At 42.3% G+C, this 17,412-nt stretch carries 13 protein-coding genes; 11 read left to right on the forward strand and 2 right to left on the reverse strand.

Features of this window, described 5'->3' with window-relative positions:
* Nucleotides 1-33: 33 nt before the first annotated feature.
* The 7 genes from MED217_RS02785 to MED217_RS02815 all read left to right on the forward strand — a co-directional run bounded on the left by MED217_RS02785 (nucleotide 34) and on the right by MED217_RS02815 (nucleotide 11,096).
* Complete coding sequence (locus MED217_RS02785; RefSeq protein WP_009778957.1) at nucleotides 34-1,854, forward strand: sodium:solute symporter family protein; 1,821 nt, start codon at nucleotides 34-36, stop codon at nucleotides 1,852-1,854.
* A gap of 335 nt (nucleotides 1,855-2,189) precedes the next feature.
* Nucleotides 2,190-4,601, forward strand: coding sequence for a glycoside hydrolase family 3 N-terminal domain-containing protein (locus MED217_RS02790; RefSeq protein WP_009778958.1), 2,412 nt, complete (start codon nucleotides 2,190-2,192; stop codon nucleotides 4,599-4,601).
* A gap of 8 nt (nucleotides 4,602-4,609) precedes the next feature.
* The gene (locus tag MED217_RS02795) at nucleotides 4,610-6,061 is read left to right on the forward strand and encodes an alpha-L-fucosidase (RefSeq protein ID WP_009778959.1); all 1,452 of its coding nucleotides are present in this window, start codon (nucleotides 4,610-4,612) and stop codon (nucleotides 6,059-6,061) included.
* Nucleotides 6,062-6,070: 9 nt separating this feature from the next.
* Nucleotides 6,071-7,522 (forward strand): alpha-L-fucosidase, encoded by a 1,452-nt coding sequence (locus MED217_RS02800; RefSeq protein WP_009778960.1) that lies wholly within the window; start codon nucleotides 6,071-6,073, stop codon nucleotides 7,520-7,522.
* A gap of 5 nt (nucleotides 7,523-7,527) precedes the next feature.
* A complete protein-coding gene (locus tag MED217_RS02805) occupies nucleotides 7,528-9,390 on the forward strand; it encodes a glycoside hydrolase family 35 protein (RefSeq protein ID WP_009778961.1) in 1,863 nt (620 codons plus the stop codon).
* A gap of 11 nt (nucleotides 9,391-9,401) precedes the next feature.
* The gene (locus tag MED217_RS02810) at nucleotides 9,402-10,037 is read left to right on the forward strand and encodes a copper homeostasis protein CutC (RefSeq protein WP_009778962.1); all 636 of its coding nucleotides are present in this window, start codon (nucleotides 9,402-9,404) and stop codon (nucleotides 10,035-10,037) included.
* A 3-nt stretch (nucleotides 10,038-10,040) separates the two neighbouring features.
* Complete coding sequence (locus MED217_RS02815) at nucleotides 10,041-11,096, forward strand: sialidase family protein (RefSeq protein WP_009778963.1); 1,056 nt, start codon at nucleotides 10,041-10,043, stop codon at nucleotides 11,094-11,096.
* Nucleotide 11,097: 1 nt separating this feature from the next.
* On the opposite strand, the gene MED217_RS02820 is transcribed toward MED217_RS02815, so the two are convergent.
* On the reverse strand, nucleotides 11,098-11,850 hold the full coding sequence (locus tag MED217_RS02820; RefSeq protein ID WP_009778964.1) for a DeoR/GlpR family DNA-binding transcription regulator: 753 nt from the start codon (nucleotides 11,848-11,850) through the stop codon (nucleotides 11,098-11,100).
* Between the two features lie 190 nt (nucleotides 11,851-12,040).
* Here MED217_RS02820 and MED217_RS02825 point away from each other — a divergent pair, with 190 nt between their 5' ends.
* The 4 genes from MED217_RS02825 (at nucleotide 12,041) to MED217_RS02840 (ending at nucleotide 16,729) form a co-directional block, all read left to right on the forward strand.
* Nucleotides 12,041-13,633 (forward strand): glycerol-3-phosphate dehydrogenase/oxidase, encoded by a 1,593-nt coding sequence (locus MED217_RS02825; protein ID WP_009778965.1) that lies wholly within the window; start codon nucleotides 12,041-12,043, stop codon nucleotides 13,631-13,633.
* Nucleotides 13,634-13,696: 63 nt separating this feature from the next.
* Nucleotides 13,697-15,190, forward strand: coding sequence for a glycerol kinase GlpK (gene glpK / locus MED217_RS02830; RefSeq protein ID WP_009778966.1), 1,494 nt, complete (start codon nucleotides 13,697-13,699; stop codon nucleotides 15,188-15,190).
* Between the two features lie 5 nt (nucleotides 15,191-15,195).
* On the forward strand, nucleotides 15,196-15,927 hold the full coding sequence (locus MED217_RS02835; RefSeq protein ID WP_009778967.1) for an MIP/aquaporin family protein: 732 nt from the start codon (nucleotides 15,196-15,198) through the stop codon (nucleotides 15,925-15,927).
* A 22-nt stretch (nucleotides 15,928-15,949) separates the two neighbouring features.
* A complete protein-coding gene (locus MED217_RS02840) occupies nucleotides 15,950-16,729 on the forward strand; it encodes a hypothetical protein (RefSeq protein ID WP_009778968.1) in 780 nt (259 codons plus the stop codon).
* On the opposite strand, the gene MED217_RS02845 is transcribed toward MED217_RS02840, so the two are convergent.
* Nucleotides 16,726-17,409, reverse strand: coding sequence for a potassium channel family protein (locus MED217_RS02845; protein ID WP_009778969.1), 684 nt, complete (start codon nucleotides 17,407-17,409; stop codon nucleotides 16,726-16,728). The genes MED217_RS02840 and MED217_RS02845 overlap by 4 nt on opposite strands.
* Between the last annotated feature and the right edge of the window lie 3 nt (nucleotides 17,410-17,412).

Here is a 17,412-nt window from a genome sequence, read left to right on the forward strand (position 1 = left end):
AAAAAGAACTTTAACGTAAACGAATATTCATCTATGGTAGCTTTAGAAACACTTGATTATGCCATTATCATTGGCTTTTTTGCAACAACCCTGATTGTCGGACTTCTCGTTGCAAAAAAATCAGGTAAAAGCTCTTCTGAATATTTTCTTTCAGGCAGAAACATGCCGTGGTGGTTGTTAGGGGTCTCTATGGTGGCCACAACTTTTTCTACCGATACGCCTAACTTGGTTACTGATATTGTGCGTAATCAAGGCGTAAGCGGTAACTGGGTTTGGTGGGCATTTTTGATCACCGGTTTACTTACTGTTTTTGTCTATGCAAAACTCTGGAGAAAGTCTGAAGTCAACACCGATATCGAGTTTTATGAATTACGCTACGGCGGAAAACCAGCGAAGTTTTTACGTGGTTTTCGAGCAGTGTATTTAGGTGTGATTTTCAACGTAATGGCGATGAGTGCAGTAACACTAGCCGCTATTAAAATCGGGCAAATTATGCTTGGTTTAACACCGTTAGAAACCATAGGATATGCCGGATTGGTTACCGTGATCTTTAGTACGATAGGAGGGTTTAAAGGAGTTGTTTATACCGATTTTATTCTCTTTTTTGCTGCAATGGCAGGTGGTATTGGCGCAGCATATTACTGTGTGAATCTCCCAGAAGTTGGTGGGATGGAAGGCCTAATGGCGAATGAAGCGGTTATTAACAAAATAAATATACTTCCTGATTTTAATGATACTACGACCTTGATCTCACTGTTGATTATCCCGCTTGCGGTACAGTGGTGGAGCGCTTGGTATCCAGGTGCAGAACCTGGTGGAGGTGGTTACATTGCGCAGCGTATGCTTGCGGCTAAAGATGAGAATCACGCGATTGGAGCAACCTTTTTCTTTAATGCTTTGCACTATGCGTTGCGTCCTTGGCCGTGGATCTTAGTAGCCTTAGCTTCAATTGTAGTATATCCTGATATTGCAAGCATTCACGAGGCATTTCCCAATATTGTGGAAAGTAAATTAGGTGATGATTTGGCGTATTCTGCTATGTTGACCAAACTACCAAGCGGATTGTTAGGCTTGGTGATGGCGTCACTGATCGCAGCCTATATGTCAACAATTTCAACGCATTTGAACTGGGGTTCATCGTACGTAGTAAATGACTTTTACGCGCGCTATGTCAAACCGAAAGCCTCTCAAAAAGAGCTGGTAAATGTAGGCCGAATTTCAACAGTATTGTTGATGGTGGTAAGTTCAGGGGTTGCGTTACTGTTGACTAATGCATATCAACTCTTCAACATTATCTTGATGTTTGGAGCAGGTACTGGATTGATATTTATTCTACGCTGGTTTTGGTGGAGAATCAACGCGTGGAGTGAGATCTCTGCAATGTTCTCATCAGGAATTATTTCCATTCTTTTCAACTTTACGTCTTTAGGAGTGGTGCTCTTTGGTACCGCCGAAGCAGATGGTATTTTGCCTAATTGGTCAACCTATCCTGTTGTAGTGCTTTTAACTTCAATTGTTTGGTTAGCAGTTACCTTCTTGACGCGCCCTGAAAAGGATAAAACCTTATTTGATTTTTATAAACAAACACAACCCGGTGGTCCCGGTTGGGAGAAAATTATTATTAAAGCACGTGCCCAAGGTGTTGCTTTAGTGACCAACAATCAAAAATGGTCTGTTCCTGCGGGTATTTTAGCCACATTGGTAGGTTGTGTCACAATATATGGTGCGCTTTTTAGCACCGGATACTGGATTTACGGGTATTATACCCAAGCCAGCATCCTAACGTTACTCACGCTGATTGCAACCATAGCCCTGGTGAAGCTATGGCAGCGCATAAAAACGAGAGTTTTTTGAGTTTTTTTAAATTGTTTCTGGTGAAAAGGGTGCTCGCAAAAGCACCCTTTTTTTGTTTAAGCGCAGACCTGCTTTGGGATTAACTTCAAACTAATTTAATATTTAATTTTTAAATCAAGTACAACGTTTTCAAAGGCTGGAGGCGATTACACCTACTTTACAAACATTTAAAAAAATCTTAATATTTAGCGTTACTAAGCTACGTTCAGCGGTTATTCAGCGATTATTTTTCAAATCTGTTTAATGTTCTTTTAGTTTTAAAAAGCTTATTGTTGAAATTCTAACGTAAAGTTTGCGTTTTTCACAAAGCGATACCAAAATTGATAAAGAACCTTATGTGTTATATTTATTTGAAGAAGTTGTTTGCCACTGTGTTCGTGCTTGTTTTCGCAGTGGCGCAGCTTTGCGCTCAAGAAGAAGTGCCTGCAAATGCAGTCTATAAGAATGCGCAGGCGCCAATAGAAGATCGCGTTACCGATCTCGTAGAGCGTATGACCATCGAAGAAAAGGTAGGACAACTCACCACACTTTTGGGATGGAAAATGTACACAAAAACTGGTAATTCAGTTAAAGCCAGTGAGGCTTTAAAAGAGGCGATTGCCATTCAAAAAATAGGCGCTCTTTGGGGCGTGATGCGTGCCGATCCTTGGACGCAAAAAACTTTGTCAAATGGGCTGAATCCGGAACTCGCTGCAAAAGCGACTAACGCCATTCAAAAAGTTGCTGTCGAAGAAAGCCGATTAGGAATCCCATTATTTCTGGCGGAAGAAGCGATGCACGGCCATATGGCTATTGGGACTACCGAATTTCCATCAGCTATCGGTCAGGCGAGTACCTTTAATCCGCAATTGAATAAAAAAATGGGAGCGGCAGTTGCAAAAGAATTGCGCGCTCAAGGTGCCCACATCGGTTACGGGCCTATTTTAGATTTAGCACGTGAACCGCGTTGGTCTCGGGTAGAAGAGACCTTCGGCGAAGATCCTTATTTGATTTCTGAAATGGGATTGGGTGTCATCGAAGGCTTTCAAGGTGAAGGAATAGAAAATCCTGAAAGTGTAATTTCTACTTTAAAGCATTTTGCTGCATACGGCGTTTCAGAAGGTGGTCACAACGGTGGTGCAGTACATATTGGGCAACGCGAACTCATGCAAGATTATATGTATCCGTTTAAAAAAGCAATCGATGCTGGTGTGCTTTCTGTAATGACGGCGTACAGTTCGGTTGATGGAATTCCGAGTACTTCAAACAAAGCCTTGCTTACCGGTTTATTGCGCGAGCAATGGGGTTTTGAAGGGTTTGTGGTCTCAGACTTAGCAAGCATCGAAGGTATTAAAGGTGATCATCACGCGGCTGCAACTTTTGAGGATGCTGCTGCCTTAGCGATGAACGCCGGTGTAGATGCAGATTTAGGCGGAAATGGTTTTGATGATGAATTGCTCAACGCTTTTAAAAATGGAAAAGTTTCTGAAGCGCGCTTAGACGAAGCCGTAAAATATGTATTGCGTTTAAAGTTTAAAATGGGGCTTTTTGAAAATCCGTATGTAGAAGAAAAGGCGCCTAAAAAAGTGGTGCGTAGCGCGGCACATATTGCGATCGCAAAAGAAATGGCGCTGGAAGGCGTGACCTTACTTAAAAATGAGAATGGGTTGCTTCCGCTTTCTAAAGAGCTTAAAAAAATTGCAGTGATCGGTCCTAACGCTGATATGATGTATAATCAATTAGGCGACTATACTGCACCACAAGAACCCGAATTTATCGTAACGCCTCTGGAAGGAATTCGTGCCAAAATGCCAAAGGCTGAAATCACTTATGTAAAAGGAACAGCCATTCGCGATACCACTCAAACTGATATTCCTGCGGCGGTTGCAGCGGCCAAAAGCGCTGAAGTAGCTATTGTGGTGCTCGGTGGTTCTAGCGCTCGTGATTTTAAAACAGAATACTTAGAGACGGGTGCAGCGACCGTTTCCTCAAAAGAGGATCAAGTTTTAAGTGATATGGAAAGTGGAGAAGGTTATGACCGTTCTACTTTAGATCTTATGGGAAAACAATTAGAGCTTTTACAGGCGGTAGAAGCGACAGGAACTCCCACAATATTAGTGTTGATTACCGGCAGACCTTTGTTGATCAATTGGCCTGCCAAACACATTCCTGCGATCATAGACACGTGGTATCCCGGCTCACAGGGAGGTCACGCGCTGGCAGATGTTTTATTTGGTGATTATAATCCGGCGGGGCGTTTGCCGGTCTCGATCCCAAAATCGGTAGGGCAATCTCCGGTGTATTATAACCACTGGTGGCCTAAACGCCGAGATTATGTTGAAGAAACTTCGGCACCATTATATGCTTTTGGTCACGGCTTGAGCTATACCACTTTTGACTATTCAGATTTGAAAATTTCGCAAAGCGGAAATGCTACAAACACAACCATTGAAGTTTCGGTTGAAGTTACAAATACCGGAGATCGGGATGGAGACGAAGTCGTTCAACTGTACCTGAGCGATGTGGTGAGTAGCGTGGTCACTCCGGTAAAACAATTACGCGGATTTGAACGCATTCATTTGGACAAAGGCGAAAGCAAAACAGTGACTTTTATCTTAACACCGGCAGAATTAGCGCTGTTTGATGCCGAAATGAATCATGTAGCCGAAGCCGGCGAATTTGAAGTTCAATTAGGAGCTTCTTCTCAAGATATTAGACTTAAAGAACGTTTTGAACTTTCAGAATCTATACAACTTACTAACAACTAACAATACTTATGCGGGACCTTTCATACTCTAAGTTTTTTTATGTTTTAGCTGTGCTGCTGGGATCCCTATCCGGCAGCAACGGCTTATTTGCTCAAGGGGGTAATTTGCACGAACAATCCAAAATATATCAAGCACCTAGCGATCCTCAGGTAAAGGAAAAACTTTCCGTTTGGGGAGATCAAAAATTTGGAATGCTTATTCACTGGGGTGTGTATGCAGTTCCCGGGATTATCGAAAGCTGGCAAATTTGCTCTGAGCCTTGGCTGGAGCGTCCTGAAGGAATCTCATACAACGATTACAAAAAATGGTACTGGAATCTGAGTTCGGTTTTCAATCCTGTGAATTTTGATCCGGATCAATGGGCCGAGGCTGCAGCTGATGCCGGAATGAAATATGTGGTTTTTACTACGAAGCACCACGACGGTTTCAATATGTTTGATACCCAGCAAACCGATTATAAAATCACCAACGGACCTTTCAAAAACCATCCAAAAGCCAATGTCGCCAAATATGTATTTGAGGCATTTAGAAAGAAAGATTTTATGATCGGCGCTTATTTTTCTAAACCAGACTGGCATTCGCAAGATTTCTGGTGGGATAAATATGCAACACCAGACCGTAATGTGAATTATGACATCAGAAAGTATCCTGAAAAATGGAAAAGCTTTCAGGATTTCACATTCAACCAGATCAGTGAGTTGATGCAGGATTATGGGTCTATAGACATTTTATGGTTAGATGGTGGCTGGGTACGCCCGCGTGAGACGGTGACCGATGAAGTGCGCGCTTGGGGAGCTCCAATTCCAGAATTCAGTCAGGAGATCGATATGCCACGCATCGCAAAAATGGCACGCGAAGCACAGCCGGGAATCATCTTTGCAGACCGTACCGTTCACGGGCCTTACGAGAATTATCAAACTCCTGAGCGTTCGATCCCGGAAACCAAACTAGATCATCCTTGGGAAACCAATATGACCTTAGGAAATAACTGGGGTTATGTGCCTAATGATAACTTTAAAACTTCGGCAAAAGTGATTCACAGTTTAATTGAAGTGGTAGCCAAAGGTGGAAACATGCTTTTAGGTGTTGGCCCACAACCAGATGGTTTGCTGCCTCCTGATGCGCTACCTATTCTTACTGAAATAGGAGATTGGTTAGATACAAACGGTGAGGCAATTTACAGTACCCATGCAATTGACAATTATCACAGTGAGGCAACGTATTTTACGGCAAACGACAAAAATACCTTTGCAATAACTTTATTGACCGAAGGTGAAGCGGTACCCAATACGGTGAGCTGGGAAGGTAACCTTCCTAAAAAAGGAAGCAGTCTTAAACTGGTAAGTACCGGAAAAAAAATAAACTATACGATTAAAGATAATGTGGTAACTGTAAGGCTTCCTGCTTCAGTAAGAAACACCGCAAAAGCAGCGCTTGCATTTTCTTATAAATCAGAATAAACGCTTTTTATGAATAGATTCTATATTCCTTTTTTAAGTTTTTTATTGTGTGGTCTTGTGGCCTGCGAATCTTCAAATGATGGTGTCCCTGAGCCTTATGGTGCAGTGCCTTCAGAAGATCAACTCGCTTGGTATGATATGGAAATGAATGCCTTTATTCATTTTACCATAAACACCTTTACCGATAAAGAATGGGGTTATGGAGACGAATCTCCAGAGCTTTTTAATCCATCTGCATTGGACACTGATCAGTGGATGTCTGTTCTGGAAGAAACCGGTTTTAGCGGAACCATTCTAACTGCAAAACACCACGACGGTTTTGCTTTATGGCCTTCTGCATACACGGAGCACGATATAGCGTCGAGTCCGTATAAAGATGGAAAAGGGGATTTAGTAAAAGAAGTTGCAGAAGCAGCCAAAGCACATGGATTGGAGTTTGGCGTTTATTTATCACCTTGGGATCGTAATCGTGCCGATTATGGTGAGGAATCTTACATCAGATATTACCGCAATCAACTTAAAGAGTTATTCACCGGTTACGGACCTGTTTTTGAAATGTGGTTTGATGGTGCTAACGGAGGTGACGGCTATTATGGCGGCGCCAATGAAGAGCGCAAGATCGATCGTCAAAATTATTATGATTGGCCCACAACGTTGAAAATGGTTGATTCTATGCAGCCGCCTGTGTTGTTTTTTAGCGATGCAGGACCAGATTTGCGTTGGGTAGGAAATGAACGCGGAATTGGCGGAGAGACCCATTGGAACACCATTACAACAGATACGCTTTATGCCGGTAAAGCAGGGATTGAAGAACTCTTGCAAAGTGGAACTAAAAATGGCAAAAGCTGGATTCCGGCAGAGGTAAATACTTCGATTCGTCCGGGGTGGTTTTATCACGCTTCAGAAGATTCGCTGGTGCGTTCTCCAGAAAATTTATTTGAATTGTATCTGACTTCGGTAGGTCGCGGTTCAACCTTATTATTGAATATTCCGCCAGACCGTCGCGGTTTATTTCACGAGAATGATGTGGCGTCACTTCGTGGATTCAGAAAAATATTAGACAGCGTTTTTGCTGAAAATTTAGCCGAAAAAGCCACTGCTACCGCAACTCCTGTGCGTGGCGATAAGCCAGTTTATGCTGCAGACAAAGTGCTTGATGGCGATGCAGAAACTTATTGGGCAACAAATGACGGTGTAACTACCGGAAGCATCGAACTGAGTTGGGAAGCGCCGCAAACACTGAATTATATTTCGCTTCAAGAGTATATTAAACTAGGTCAGCGCGTGGCTGCGTTTACGGTTTCGGTTTGGGAAGATGGTGCTTGGAAAGAAGTGCAAAACCAAACAACGATCGGGCATAAACGCATCCTGAAATTAAACGGAGTGGAAACGTCAAAACTTAAAATCGAGATCACCGAAGCACTAGCTTGCCCATTGATCTCTAACATCGAAGTATACTAGATTCTATGCAAGTTGTAAGAACAAACTTTTTCGCTTTAGTCTTAATTGTGTTGAGTTTTGGCTTTGCTCAAGCTCAAGATGATGCATCATTCAAAATAGAAAATGGCTCTTTTGTATATAATGGGAAGCCGACGCCTATTTACTCTGGCGAGATGCATTATGAGCGTATTCCGAAGGAATATTGGCGTCATCGCATTCAGATGATGAAAGCGATGGGTTTGAATACCATCGCCACCTATGTGTTCTGGAATTATCACAATCCGGCGCCCGGAGTTTGGGATTTTGAAAGCGGAAACCGCAATGTAGCCGAGTTTATTAAAATCGCCAAGGAAGAAGAGATGTTTGTCATTTTACGCCCTGGACCTTATGCCTGCGGTGAGTGGGAATTTGGCGGGTATCCTTGGTTTTTGCAAAACATTCCGGGACTTAAAGTGCGTGAGAACAATGCGCAATTTTTAGCAGCTTGTAAAGAATACATCAACGAACTCGCTAAACAGGTGGCGCCTTTGCAGGTCAATAATGGAGGAAACATCATTATGACGCAGGTAGAGAATGAGTTTGGTTCGTATGTGGCTCAGCGGGAAGATATCGCTCCGGAAGATCATAAAGCATACAAAGAAGCTATTTTTAAAATGCTGAAAGATGCCGGTTTTCAGGCACCATTTTTTACTTCTGATGGTGCGTGGCTTTTTGAAGGCGGAAGTCTTGAAGGCGTATTACCCACAGCTAATGGAGAAGGAAATATCGATAACCTGAAAAAGGTGGTCAATAAATTTAATAATAACGAAGGGCCGTATATGGTTGCTGAGTTTTATCCCGGTTGGTTAGATCATTGGGCAGAGCCTTTTGTGAAAATTAGCGCTTCAGATATTGCAAAACAAACTGAAGTGTATCTCAAAAACGGTGTGAATTTCAATTTTTATATGGCCCACGGCGGAACCAATTTCGGTTTTACCTCAGGAGCCAATTATAATGATGAACACGATATTCAGCCGGATATTACCAGCTACGATTATGATGCGCCAATTTCTGAAGCTGGTTGGGTAACTCCTAAATATGACAGTATTCGCGCATTGATGCAAAAATATGCACCGTATGAGATCCCGGCGGTACCGGAGCAAATTCCGGTGATTGAAATTCCACAGATTCAATTGGCAAAAACAACGGATGCGCTTACGTTTATCAAAAAGCAAAAACCAGTGACGAGTGATAGTCCGCTTACGTTTGAGCAACTCGAGCAAGGTTTTGGTTATGTGTTGTATAAAAAACGCTTTACGCAACCTATCACCGGAACGCTTAAAGTGCCCGGGCTACGCGATTTTGCGACCGTTTATGTAAATGGTAAGAAAGTAGGCGAACTCAACCGCGTCTTCAACTCGTATGAAATGCCGATTAAAATCCCTTTTAATGGGAGTTTAGAGATCTTGGTAGAAAATATGGGCCGCATCAATTACGGAGCAGAGATCGTAAATAACCTTAAAGGAATTACCGCTCCCGTGAGTATCAATGATTATGAGATCACAGGTGGTTGGGAGATGTATAAAGCGCCTTTTGCGGAAGTGCCGGAAGTTATAAATTCAACGGAAGTAAAAACAGGAAGACCGGTCGTGTATTCCGGAAGTTTTGATTTGAAAAAGCAAGGAGATACCTTTCTTAATATGAGTGAAATGGGTAAAGGAATCGTTTTTGTAAACGGACATAATTTAGGGCGTTATTGGAAAGTAGGCCCACAGCAAACGCTGTATGTTCCCGGGTGCTGGTTGAAGAAAAAAGGCAATACCATTACCATTTTTGAACAGCTTAATGAAGTTGCGGCGACTTCTATATTTGCACAAAAAACACCGATTCTTGAGGATCTAAAAAATTAAACAAAGCCCCTATGTCAAAAAAATATATCAAAGAAGCTTGCGTAGAAAGCCTGGCTCAGGCTATTAAAGCCGAAGAAAAAGGAGCAGACCGCTTGGAGCTTTGTGCTTACCTCGCTTTTGACGGTTTAACGCCGGCTCCAGATCTAATTTCTGAAGTGATCAAGGCGGTTAAGATCCCGGTACGCGTGATGATCAGGCCGCGTAATGGCGACTTTAATTACAATGAAGAAGAGCTTGAACATATGAAAGCCTGCATAGCATTTTGTAAGAAAGAAGGCGCTGAGGGTGTAGTTTTTGGCGTTTTAAACGAATCTAAGAAACTCAATATTGAGGCTATTAAAATGCTTACTAAAGCAGCAAAGCCTTTAAAAGTGGTGATTCATAAAGCCATTGATGCAACACCAGATATTGACGCAGCTTTAAAAGAGCTTTTGCAGGTTGAAGGTGTAGATACTTTACTCACTTCTGGAGGGAAATCTAATGCGTTTGATGGGGCGGAAAATTTAAACCGACTAATAACAATGGCGGGAAATAAACTTCAGATTATGCCTGCCGGAAAAATCACTCAATTCAATTTAACCGAACTTCATCATCTCGTGGAAGCAGAAGCATATCACGGAAGATTGATCGTTGGAGAATTAGCCTAATCAATGCATTCAGAAAAGATCAAAGTACAAGTAGTCGTTTTAATTTTAGGTGTGTTTACTGCGTGTCAAACGAGCGAAACGCCTAAATTAAGTATCGTACAAGAAGGGTTTATTTATGAGGAAGCACCTTTTCCGCAGTGTCACGCTTCAACCTTGGTTGAGGCCCAGGACGGAAGTATTATCGCAGCTTGGTTTGGTGGGGAATACGAGCGGCATCCCGAAGTAAGTATTTATCAAAGTAAACTAACGGATACCGTTTGGTCAACACCGCAAAAAATCGCTGACGGTAAGGTAGAAAACGATACACTGAGTTACCCTACGTGGAATCCCGTGCTTTTCAAAAATGCCGAAAATACATTGATGCTGTATTACAAAGAAGGTCCGTCGCCATCTTCCTGGTGGGGAAAATTGAAAACTTCTGAAGATAACGGCGCTTCGTGGTCAGCATCAGAGCAATTACCCGATGGCATTTTAGGTCCTATCAAAAATAAGCCTATTCAACTTGCAAACGGAAGTATTGTAAGTCCGTCTAGCGTAGAGTCAGAAGATGGTGCAGTTTGGAAATCTCATATCGAATTATCAAGCGATAACGGCTATACCTGGGAACGCGTTGCGATACCTTCAGTAGATACAGTTAAAGTTATTCAGCCTACCTTGATTCAGCTTCAAAATGGAAATCTGAAAGCACTTTTACGCAGTGATCAAAATTACATTTTAGAAAGTGAAAGTTCAGATCAGGGAAAAACCTGGTCAGAAGCTACCAAGGGAACGATGCTTAATCCCAACAGCGGGATTGATGCGGTTACGCTTAAGAGCGGAAATTTTCTTTTGGTTTACAATCCTACCGAAGCCGGAGCTGATTGGTCAGACGGGCGCAATAAACTCAATCTGGCGTACAGTACAGACGGTTCGCATTGGGAAGACGTGTTGCAGTTAGAAAATGAGGCTGAAGGCGAATTTAGCTACCCTGCGATCATTCAAGATTCAGAAGGTTTGGTGCATATTACATACACGCATAACCGGTCAAAAATTAAATACCTGCAACTTAAGCTAGAGTAGTCTAGACCAAGGTTAATTTAATTCCCATCTCGCGAATACGCTCTGCATCAGCGGCAGATAGGTCCTTATCTGTGATGATCTCGCTGATCTCATCAAGCTCACAAATCTTTGCCAGACTGCGCTTTCCAAATTTTGAAGAATCGGCTAGAATGATGGTTTTTTGAGCAGCTTCCATCATTTTTTTATTAAGAATGGCCTCTTCAATATTGGTTGTGGTACAGCCAAAATCCAGATCAATCCCGTCTACGCCCATAAAGAATTGATGCGAAGAGATGTGGTTGAGAATGTGCTCGGCATAGTGACCGGTAACAGAGCCAGAGCGGTGTCTTATATTTCCACCCAACTGAATGATGTCTATATCGCGATGTTTCATCAACTCAATCGCAACGAGAAGCGAGGAGGTGATTACGTTGAGCTTGCCAATGGGTTTAATCGCTTTCGCCAGCTGTTGTACGGTTGTTCCGCTTGCGATAATGATAGAATCGTTTTCCTGGATGCGTTGAGCAGCCGCTTCTGCAATCAAAGATTTTTCTTCGGCAGATATTGAAGCTTTTTCGCTTACGTCGCGCTCATTCATATAAGGATTTTCTAAAGAGGCACCACCGTGCGTTCTAAAGAGTAAACCTTTATCTTCCAGAAGTTTCAAATCTTTTCTTATGGTTACGGCTGAGACATCGAGTCGCTCACAAAGGGTCGCAACTTTAACATGTTTCTCTTTTTTTAAAAGATCTAAAATTTCCTGATGACGTTCCATTACTATAAGGTTTGAGTGCATAAAAGCACTACAAATATAAGGTCTTAAAGCGTTTTTAAAAACGCTTTCTTTTAGTTTCGTTTTTAATCGTTATTGTGAATTTTAACGAAACTTTAACTTTCAAATGAAATCGATTTAGTATCATTTTATATATATTTGGCAGCATAAAGAAAAATTAAGAAACCAAACGATGGCGAATATATTTGCGCGTGAGCATTTGACAGGACAACTTTCACAAACCAAAAAATGGGATGTGATTGTGATTGGAGGAGGAGCTACCGGACTGGGTGTTGCTTTAGATAGTGCTACTCGAGGCTATAAAACCTTGTTGTTAGAGCAGGTAGATTATGCAAAGGGAACTTCTAGCCGAAGTACAAAATTAGTGCACGGTGGCGTGCGCTATCTTGCACAAGGAGATATTGACCTGGTTAAAGAAGCTTTATACGAGCGCGGATTATTGGCGCAAAACGCACCGCATCTGGTGAAGAACCAAAACTTCATCATTCCAAACTACAGATGGTGGGAAGGAATTTATTATACCATCGGGTTAAAAGCTTATGATTTTCTAGCCGGAAAATTGAGTTTAGGAAAATCGAAGCATATCAACAAAACCAAGACTACAGAGCGTCTTTCAACCCTAAGACAAAAAGGACTTTATGGTGGAGTCGTATATAAAGATGGGCAGTTTGATGATTCGCGTTTGGCGACGAATATCGCACAAACCGCAATTGAAAACGGAGCTACTTTACTCAACCATTTTAAAGTCATTGATCTTTTGCAAAACGATACCGGTAAAGTCATAGGTGTCGAAGCGAAAGATACCGAAACCGATGCGCATTACAGGTTTTCAAGTGATGTGGTGATCAATGCAACCGGAGTATTTACCGATGAGATCCTGCATATGGAAAACGCCGAAGCTAAAAAATCGGTAGTGCCAAGTCAGGGGGTGCATCTAGTTTTTGATAAATCATTTTTGCCGGGAGACGATGCGATTATGATCCCTAAAACCAGTGACGGTCGCGTGTTGTTTGCTGTGCCTTGGCATGATAAAGTGTTAGTGGGTACTACAGATACCAATCTGGATGATCATAGTTTGGAGCCTCAGGCACAGGAGCAGGAAATTGAATTTATCCTACAAACCTTCAATAATTATTTGAATAAAAAAGTGACGCGCGCTGATGTACGCAGCATTTTTGCCGGTTTGCGTCCGCTTGCTGCGCCTAAAGATGATTCTGAAAAAACAAAGGAAATCTCGCGTAGCCATAAAGTGATCGTTTCAGAAACTGGATTGATTACCATCACCGGCGGAAAGTGGACGACCTATCGCAGAATGGCGCAAGACACGATAAATAAGGCTATTTCGCTTAAAAAGCTTCCGAAGAAAGCCTGTGAAACTGCGCATTTAGCAATTCACGGAGCAACGGCTACAGAAGATCGTACCAATCATTTATACATCTATGGTAGTGATCAAAAAGGGATTGCGAGTCTGATAAAAGAACAACCGGAATTGGGTGAGAAATTACACGAGCGTCTTCCGTTTTTGAAAGCGGAAGTGATCTGGGCCGTGCGTTATGAAATGGCGCGTACAGTTGAAGATGTGTTGGCTAGACGCGTGAGAGCTTTGTTTTTAGATGCGGCTGCTGCCCGTGAAATGACTGCTGAGGTAGCGCGATTGATCGCAGCTGAGCTGAATCGTGATGAAGCCTGGAAACTTAATCAGATAGAAGAATTTACAAAATTGGCTAACCACTATTGCATTGAAGGCAATACGGTTACCGCATAAATAAAATCGGCACTACGGCTTTAACGTCGCAGTGCCTTAATCTTTAAACCTATATTATACAACATGGACCAGTTTATATTATCCCTGGATCAGGGAACAACAAGTTCGCGCGCAATCGTTTTCGACAAGAAAGGTGGAATTGTGTCGATAGCTCAGAAAGAATTTAAACAATACTTCCCTAAACCGGGTTGGGTAGAGCACGATCCTCAGGAGATATGGTCTACGCAGGCAGGTGTTGCAGCAGAAGCAACGGTTTCTAAAGGTTTAAATGGAAAAAATATAGCAGGGATCGGGATTACCAATCAGCGGGAAACAGTTGTTGTTTGGGATAAAAACACCGGTGAACCCGTATATAACGCGATCGTTTGGCAAGACAAGCGTACGGCAGATTATTGCGAAGAACTGAAAGAAAATGGCAAGGCTGAAATGATTCAGGAGAAAACCGGATTGGTGATCGACTCGTATTTCGCCGGGACCAAAGTAAAATGGATTTTAGATAATGTGAAAGGTGCACGCGAAAAAGCCGAAGCCGGAGATTTGATCTTAGGAACGATAGACACGTGGTTGATCTGGAAATTCACCAAAGGTGACTTACACGTGACCGATGTCACTAATGCGTGTAGAACCTTGCTTTTTAACATCAATACGATGGAATGGGATGAGGAGCTTCTTGAGCTTTTTGATGTTCCTAAAAGTATGCTTCCGGAAGTTAAAGATTCTAGTGAAGTGTATGGGCATACCAAAACCACCATTTTTGCATCTAAAATTCCTATTGCCGGAATCGCGGGAGATCAGATGGCAGCATTGTTTGGGCAGATGTGTACCAAAAAAGGAATGGTTAAAAATACCTACGGAACGGGTTGCTTTATGTTGATGAACATTGGAGATAAACCTATTCTTTCTAAAAATAATTTATTGACCACGGTTGCCTGGAGAATTAACGGTAAAACCGAATACGCACTCGAAGGAAGCATTTTTATTGGTGGTGCCGTAGTACAATGGTTACGCGATGGTTTAGGAATTATCAATAAATCTGAAGATGTAGAACCGCTGGCAGAGTCTGTTGAATCTACAGATGGCGTATATTTTATTCCAGCATTTGCCGGTCTTGGTGCACCGTATTGGAATCAAAAAGCAAAGGGAACTATTTTTGGCGTAACCCGCGGAACCACTGATGCGCATATCGCACGTGCTTCGATAGAAGCGATCGCTTATCAAACGATGGATATTCTAAAATCTATGGAAGCTGATTCAGGAATTGATATTAAAGAACTGCGTGTTGACGGTGGCGCTTCAGTAAATGAAACCTTGATGCAATTTCAGGCAGACGTATTAGATTCAATAACAGTGCGTCCTAAAATCACCGAAACTACTGCTCTGGGAGCTGCATATCTTGCAGGTCTTGCCGTAGGCTTCTGGGAAAGTAAAGAAGAGATTCAAGAGATGTGGCAAGAAGATAAACGCTTTGAGCCTGTTAAACCTAAGGAGGATGTAGAAGCCGGGATCAAAGGTTGGTACCGCGCAGTTAAAGCACTAGAACACTGGACTAAATTATAAGAATTATGACACCATTTATAGCAGAAGTTTTAGGAACGGCTTTATTGATCCTTTTAGGAGGAGGGATTGTAGCTAATGATATTTTAAACAAAACCAAGGGAAATGGTGGTGGTTGGATGACCATCACCACCGCTTGGGGACTTGCAGTTTTTGTAGGTGTTGTTGTTGCCGGCCCATATAGTGGGGCGCATTTAAACCCAGCGGTGACCATTGGTCTGGCAGCCGGTGGATTGTTTCCGTGGGCAGATGTACCTACGTATCTCGCAGCAGAATTTATTGGGGCGATGATTGGTTCGTCCTTGGTGTATGTGATGTACAAAGACCATTTTGATGCTACCGAAGACGGCGGACTCAAACGGGCAGTTTTTTGTACAGACCCGGCGATCCCAAACAATTTTAGAAATATAGTAAGTGAGATTTTAGGGACTTTCGTGTTGCTTATTTGTGTATTCTATTTTTCTGATGCAGAAATTGCCGACGGTACAGGAACTAAAGTGGGTCTGGGTTCTATAGGAGCGATTCCTGTGGCATTCGTCGTGTGGGGAATTGGTCTTTCTTTAGGAGGAACCACTGGTTATGCCATCAATCCCGCTCGGGATTTAGGTCCGCGTATCGTGCACGCTATTCTTCCTATAAAAGGAAAGATCGATAGCGGTTGGAGTTACGCTTGGATTCCCATAGTAGGTCCAATTATCGGAGCCGTGCTGGCAGCTTTACTCTTTTTAGTCTTAAACTAATTTATATCTAAAAAATCATTTTATGAAATTATTGAAAACGGCCTTAGCGCTGTGGTGCATTCTCGCACTTCAGCAGCTACAGGCACAGGAAGACTTACGCTCTTCTGATCTTGAAATTACTGATTCTACAGCAACCGAATACAAGCCTTTTTCGTTCAATCTGAAGGCAAAAAATATGCACTTATGGAAGGGTTTGCGCGTTACCGATGCTCCGGTTCTGGATGTAGATCTTAACTATACCTCACGCGACGGCAAGTTTAAAGCCGGACTTTGGGGCGGTGCGGGTGTTACAGGATACTACACCGAATTTGATTATTATGTTTCCTACAGCACCAATGGTTTTTCACTTAGTGTTTGGGATATCAACAACTACAGTGATTTTCCTGACGCCGGAATCTTTGATTATGACCGAAGCACAACATCTCATTTTATCGATGTAACCTTAGGCTATGAGTTTAAGCCGATTCCTTTAAAGCTTTCCTGGAGTACCATCGTGCAAGGACGAGATACGTATCTTGCTGATAATGGCGAGTTGAAGAATGCCTTTTCAAACTATGTTGAGGTAAGCTACGGTCTGATTCAGAAAAAAGACTGGTCGCTAAGCGCATTTGTAGGTGGGGCCTTTTCTTTTGAGAATGAAGCGCACTTTTATGGTGATAAACCTAATGTTACCAATCTAGGGATTATTTATGCTAAAGAAGTTCCTGTGCTTAAGAAATTCACCATCCCAATGGCTGCAACCGCCATGTGGAATCCCGAGCAAGAGTATGGCGCGATCGAAGTTGCTATAACCTTATTCTAAGAATTAATAAATTTTCTAATGTCTTTATTGGCACCATAAAGTACCAAGATGTCGCCATGCTCTAAAAGTAATTGGGGGGTGGCGACACTTTGAACATCAATAATCGTTTTGGTCTTTCCTATTTCGCTGTCTACACGAGCATTCTTCAGTGTAGTTAGAACAAGAAGATTGTAGCGTTCTCTAAACTGTACCTCTTCAACAGTTTTATTTTCATAATGCTTAGGCAATTTTACCTCTACAATACTGAAATAATCATTCAACTCAAAAGAGTCTACTACGCCGCGCATACATAATTTTTTTGCCAGACGCTCTGCACTTTCTTGTTCAGGATGCACGATCTCATCTACACCAATGGCGCTTAACACATTTTCGTGCAAAGGATTTACTGCACGACTGATGAGTTTTTTCACCTTCAGGTTTTTAAAAAGTGCGGTAACCATCACATTGGTTCCTTGGTTTTCCCCAATGGCAACAATGACCATATCGGTATCTTTAAGTGGTAAACCAGAAACGGTAGATTCATCTGTCGCATCAAGGCAAATGGTGTGCGTGATCTTTTCTTTTAAGGCATCTACGCGATTCATTTTAATATCAATGCCAATAACTTCGTTTCCTTGCCCGGTAAGTTTTTCGGCTAATGAAGCTCCAAAACTTCCTAGTCCCACAATGATATATTTCATAAT

The organism is Leeuwenhoekiella blandensis MED217, assembly GCF_000152985.1.
Lineage (GTDB): Bacteria > Bacteroidota > Bacteroidia > Flavobacteriales > Flavobacteriaceae > Leeuwenhoekiella > Leeuwenhoekiella blandensis.

What these genes read in the sequence shown, in the direction of transcription:
- MED217_RS02785 (WP_009778957.1), top strand. Translation starts at nt 34, where the DNA reads ATGGTAGCTTTAGAAACACTTGATTATGCCATTATCATTGGCTTTTTT.
- MED217_RS02805 (WP_009778961.1), top strand. Translation starts at nt 7,528, where the DNA reads ATGCAAGTTGTAAGAACAAACTTTTTCGCTTTAGTCTTAATTGTGTTG.
- MED217_RS02795 (WP_009778959.1), top strand. Translation starts at nt 4,610, where the DNA reads ATGCGGGACCTTTCATACTCTAAGTTTTTTTATGTTTTAGCTGTGCTG.
- MED217_RS02815 (WP_009778963.1), top strand. Translation starts at nt 10,041, where the DNA reads ATGCATTCAGAAAAGATCAAAGTACAAGTAGTCGTTTTAATTTTAGGT.
- glpK (WP_009778966.1), top strand. Translation starts at nt 13,697, where the DNA reads ATGGACCAGTTTATATTATCCCTGGATCAGGGAACAACAAGTTCGCGC.
- MED217_RS02840 (WP_009778968.1), top strand. Translation starts at nt 15,950, where the DNA reads ATGAAATTATTGAAAACGGCCTTAGCGCTGTGGTGCATTCTCGCACTT.
- MED217_RS02800 (WP_009778960.1), top strand. Translation starts at nt 6,071, where the DNA reads ATGAATAGATTCTATATTCCTTTTTTAAGTTTTTTATTGTGTGGTCTT.
- MED217_RS02835 (WP_009778967.1), top strand. Translation starts at nt 15,196, where the DNA reads ATGACACCATTTATAGCAGAAGTTTTAGGAACGGCTTTATTGATCCTT.
- MED217_RS02825 (WP_009778965.1), top strand. Translation starts at nt 12,041, where the DNA reads ATGGCGAATATATTTGCGCGTGAGCATTTGACAGGACAACTTTCACAA.
- MED217_RS02845 (WP_009778969.1), bottom strand. Translation starts at nt 17,409, where the DNA reads ATGAAATATATCATTGTGGGACTAGGAAGTTTTGGAGCTTCATTAGCC.
- MED217_RS02790 (WP_009778958.1), top strand. Translation starts at nt 2,190, where the DNA reads ATGTGTTATATTTATTTGAAGAAGTTGTTTGCCACTGTGTTCGTGCTT.
- MED217_RS02820 (WP_009778964.1), bottom strand. Translation starts at nt 11,850, where the DNA reads ATGGAACGTCATCAGGAAATTTTAGATCTTTTAAAAAAAGAGAAACAT.
- MED217_RS02810 (WP_009778962.1), top strand. Translation starts at nt 9,402, where the DNA reads ATGTCAAAAAAATATATCAAAGAAGCTTGCGTAGAAAGCCTGGCTCAG.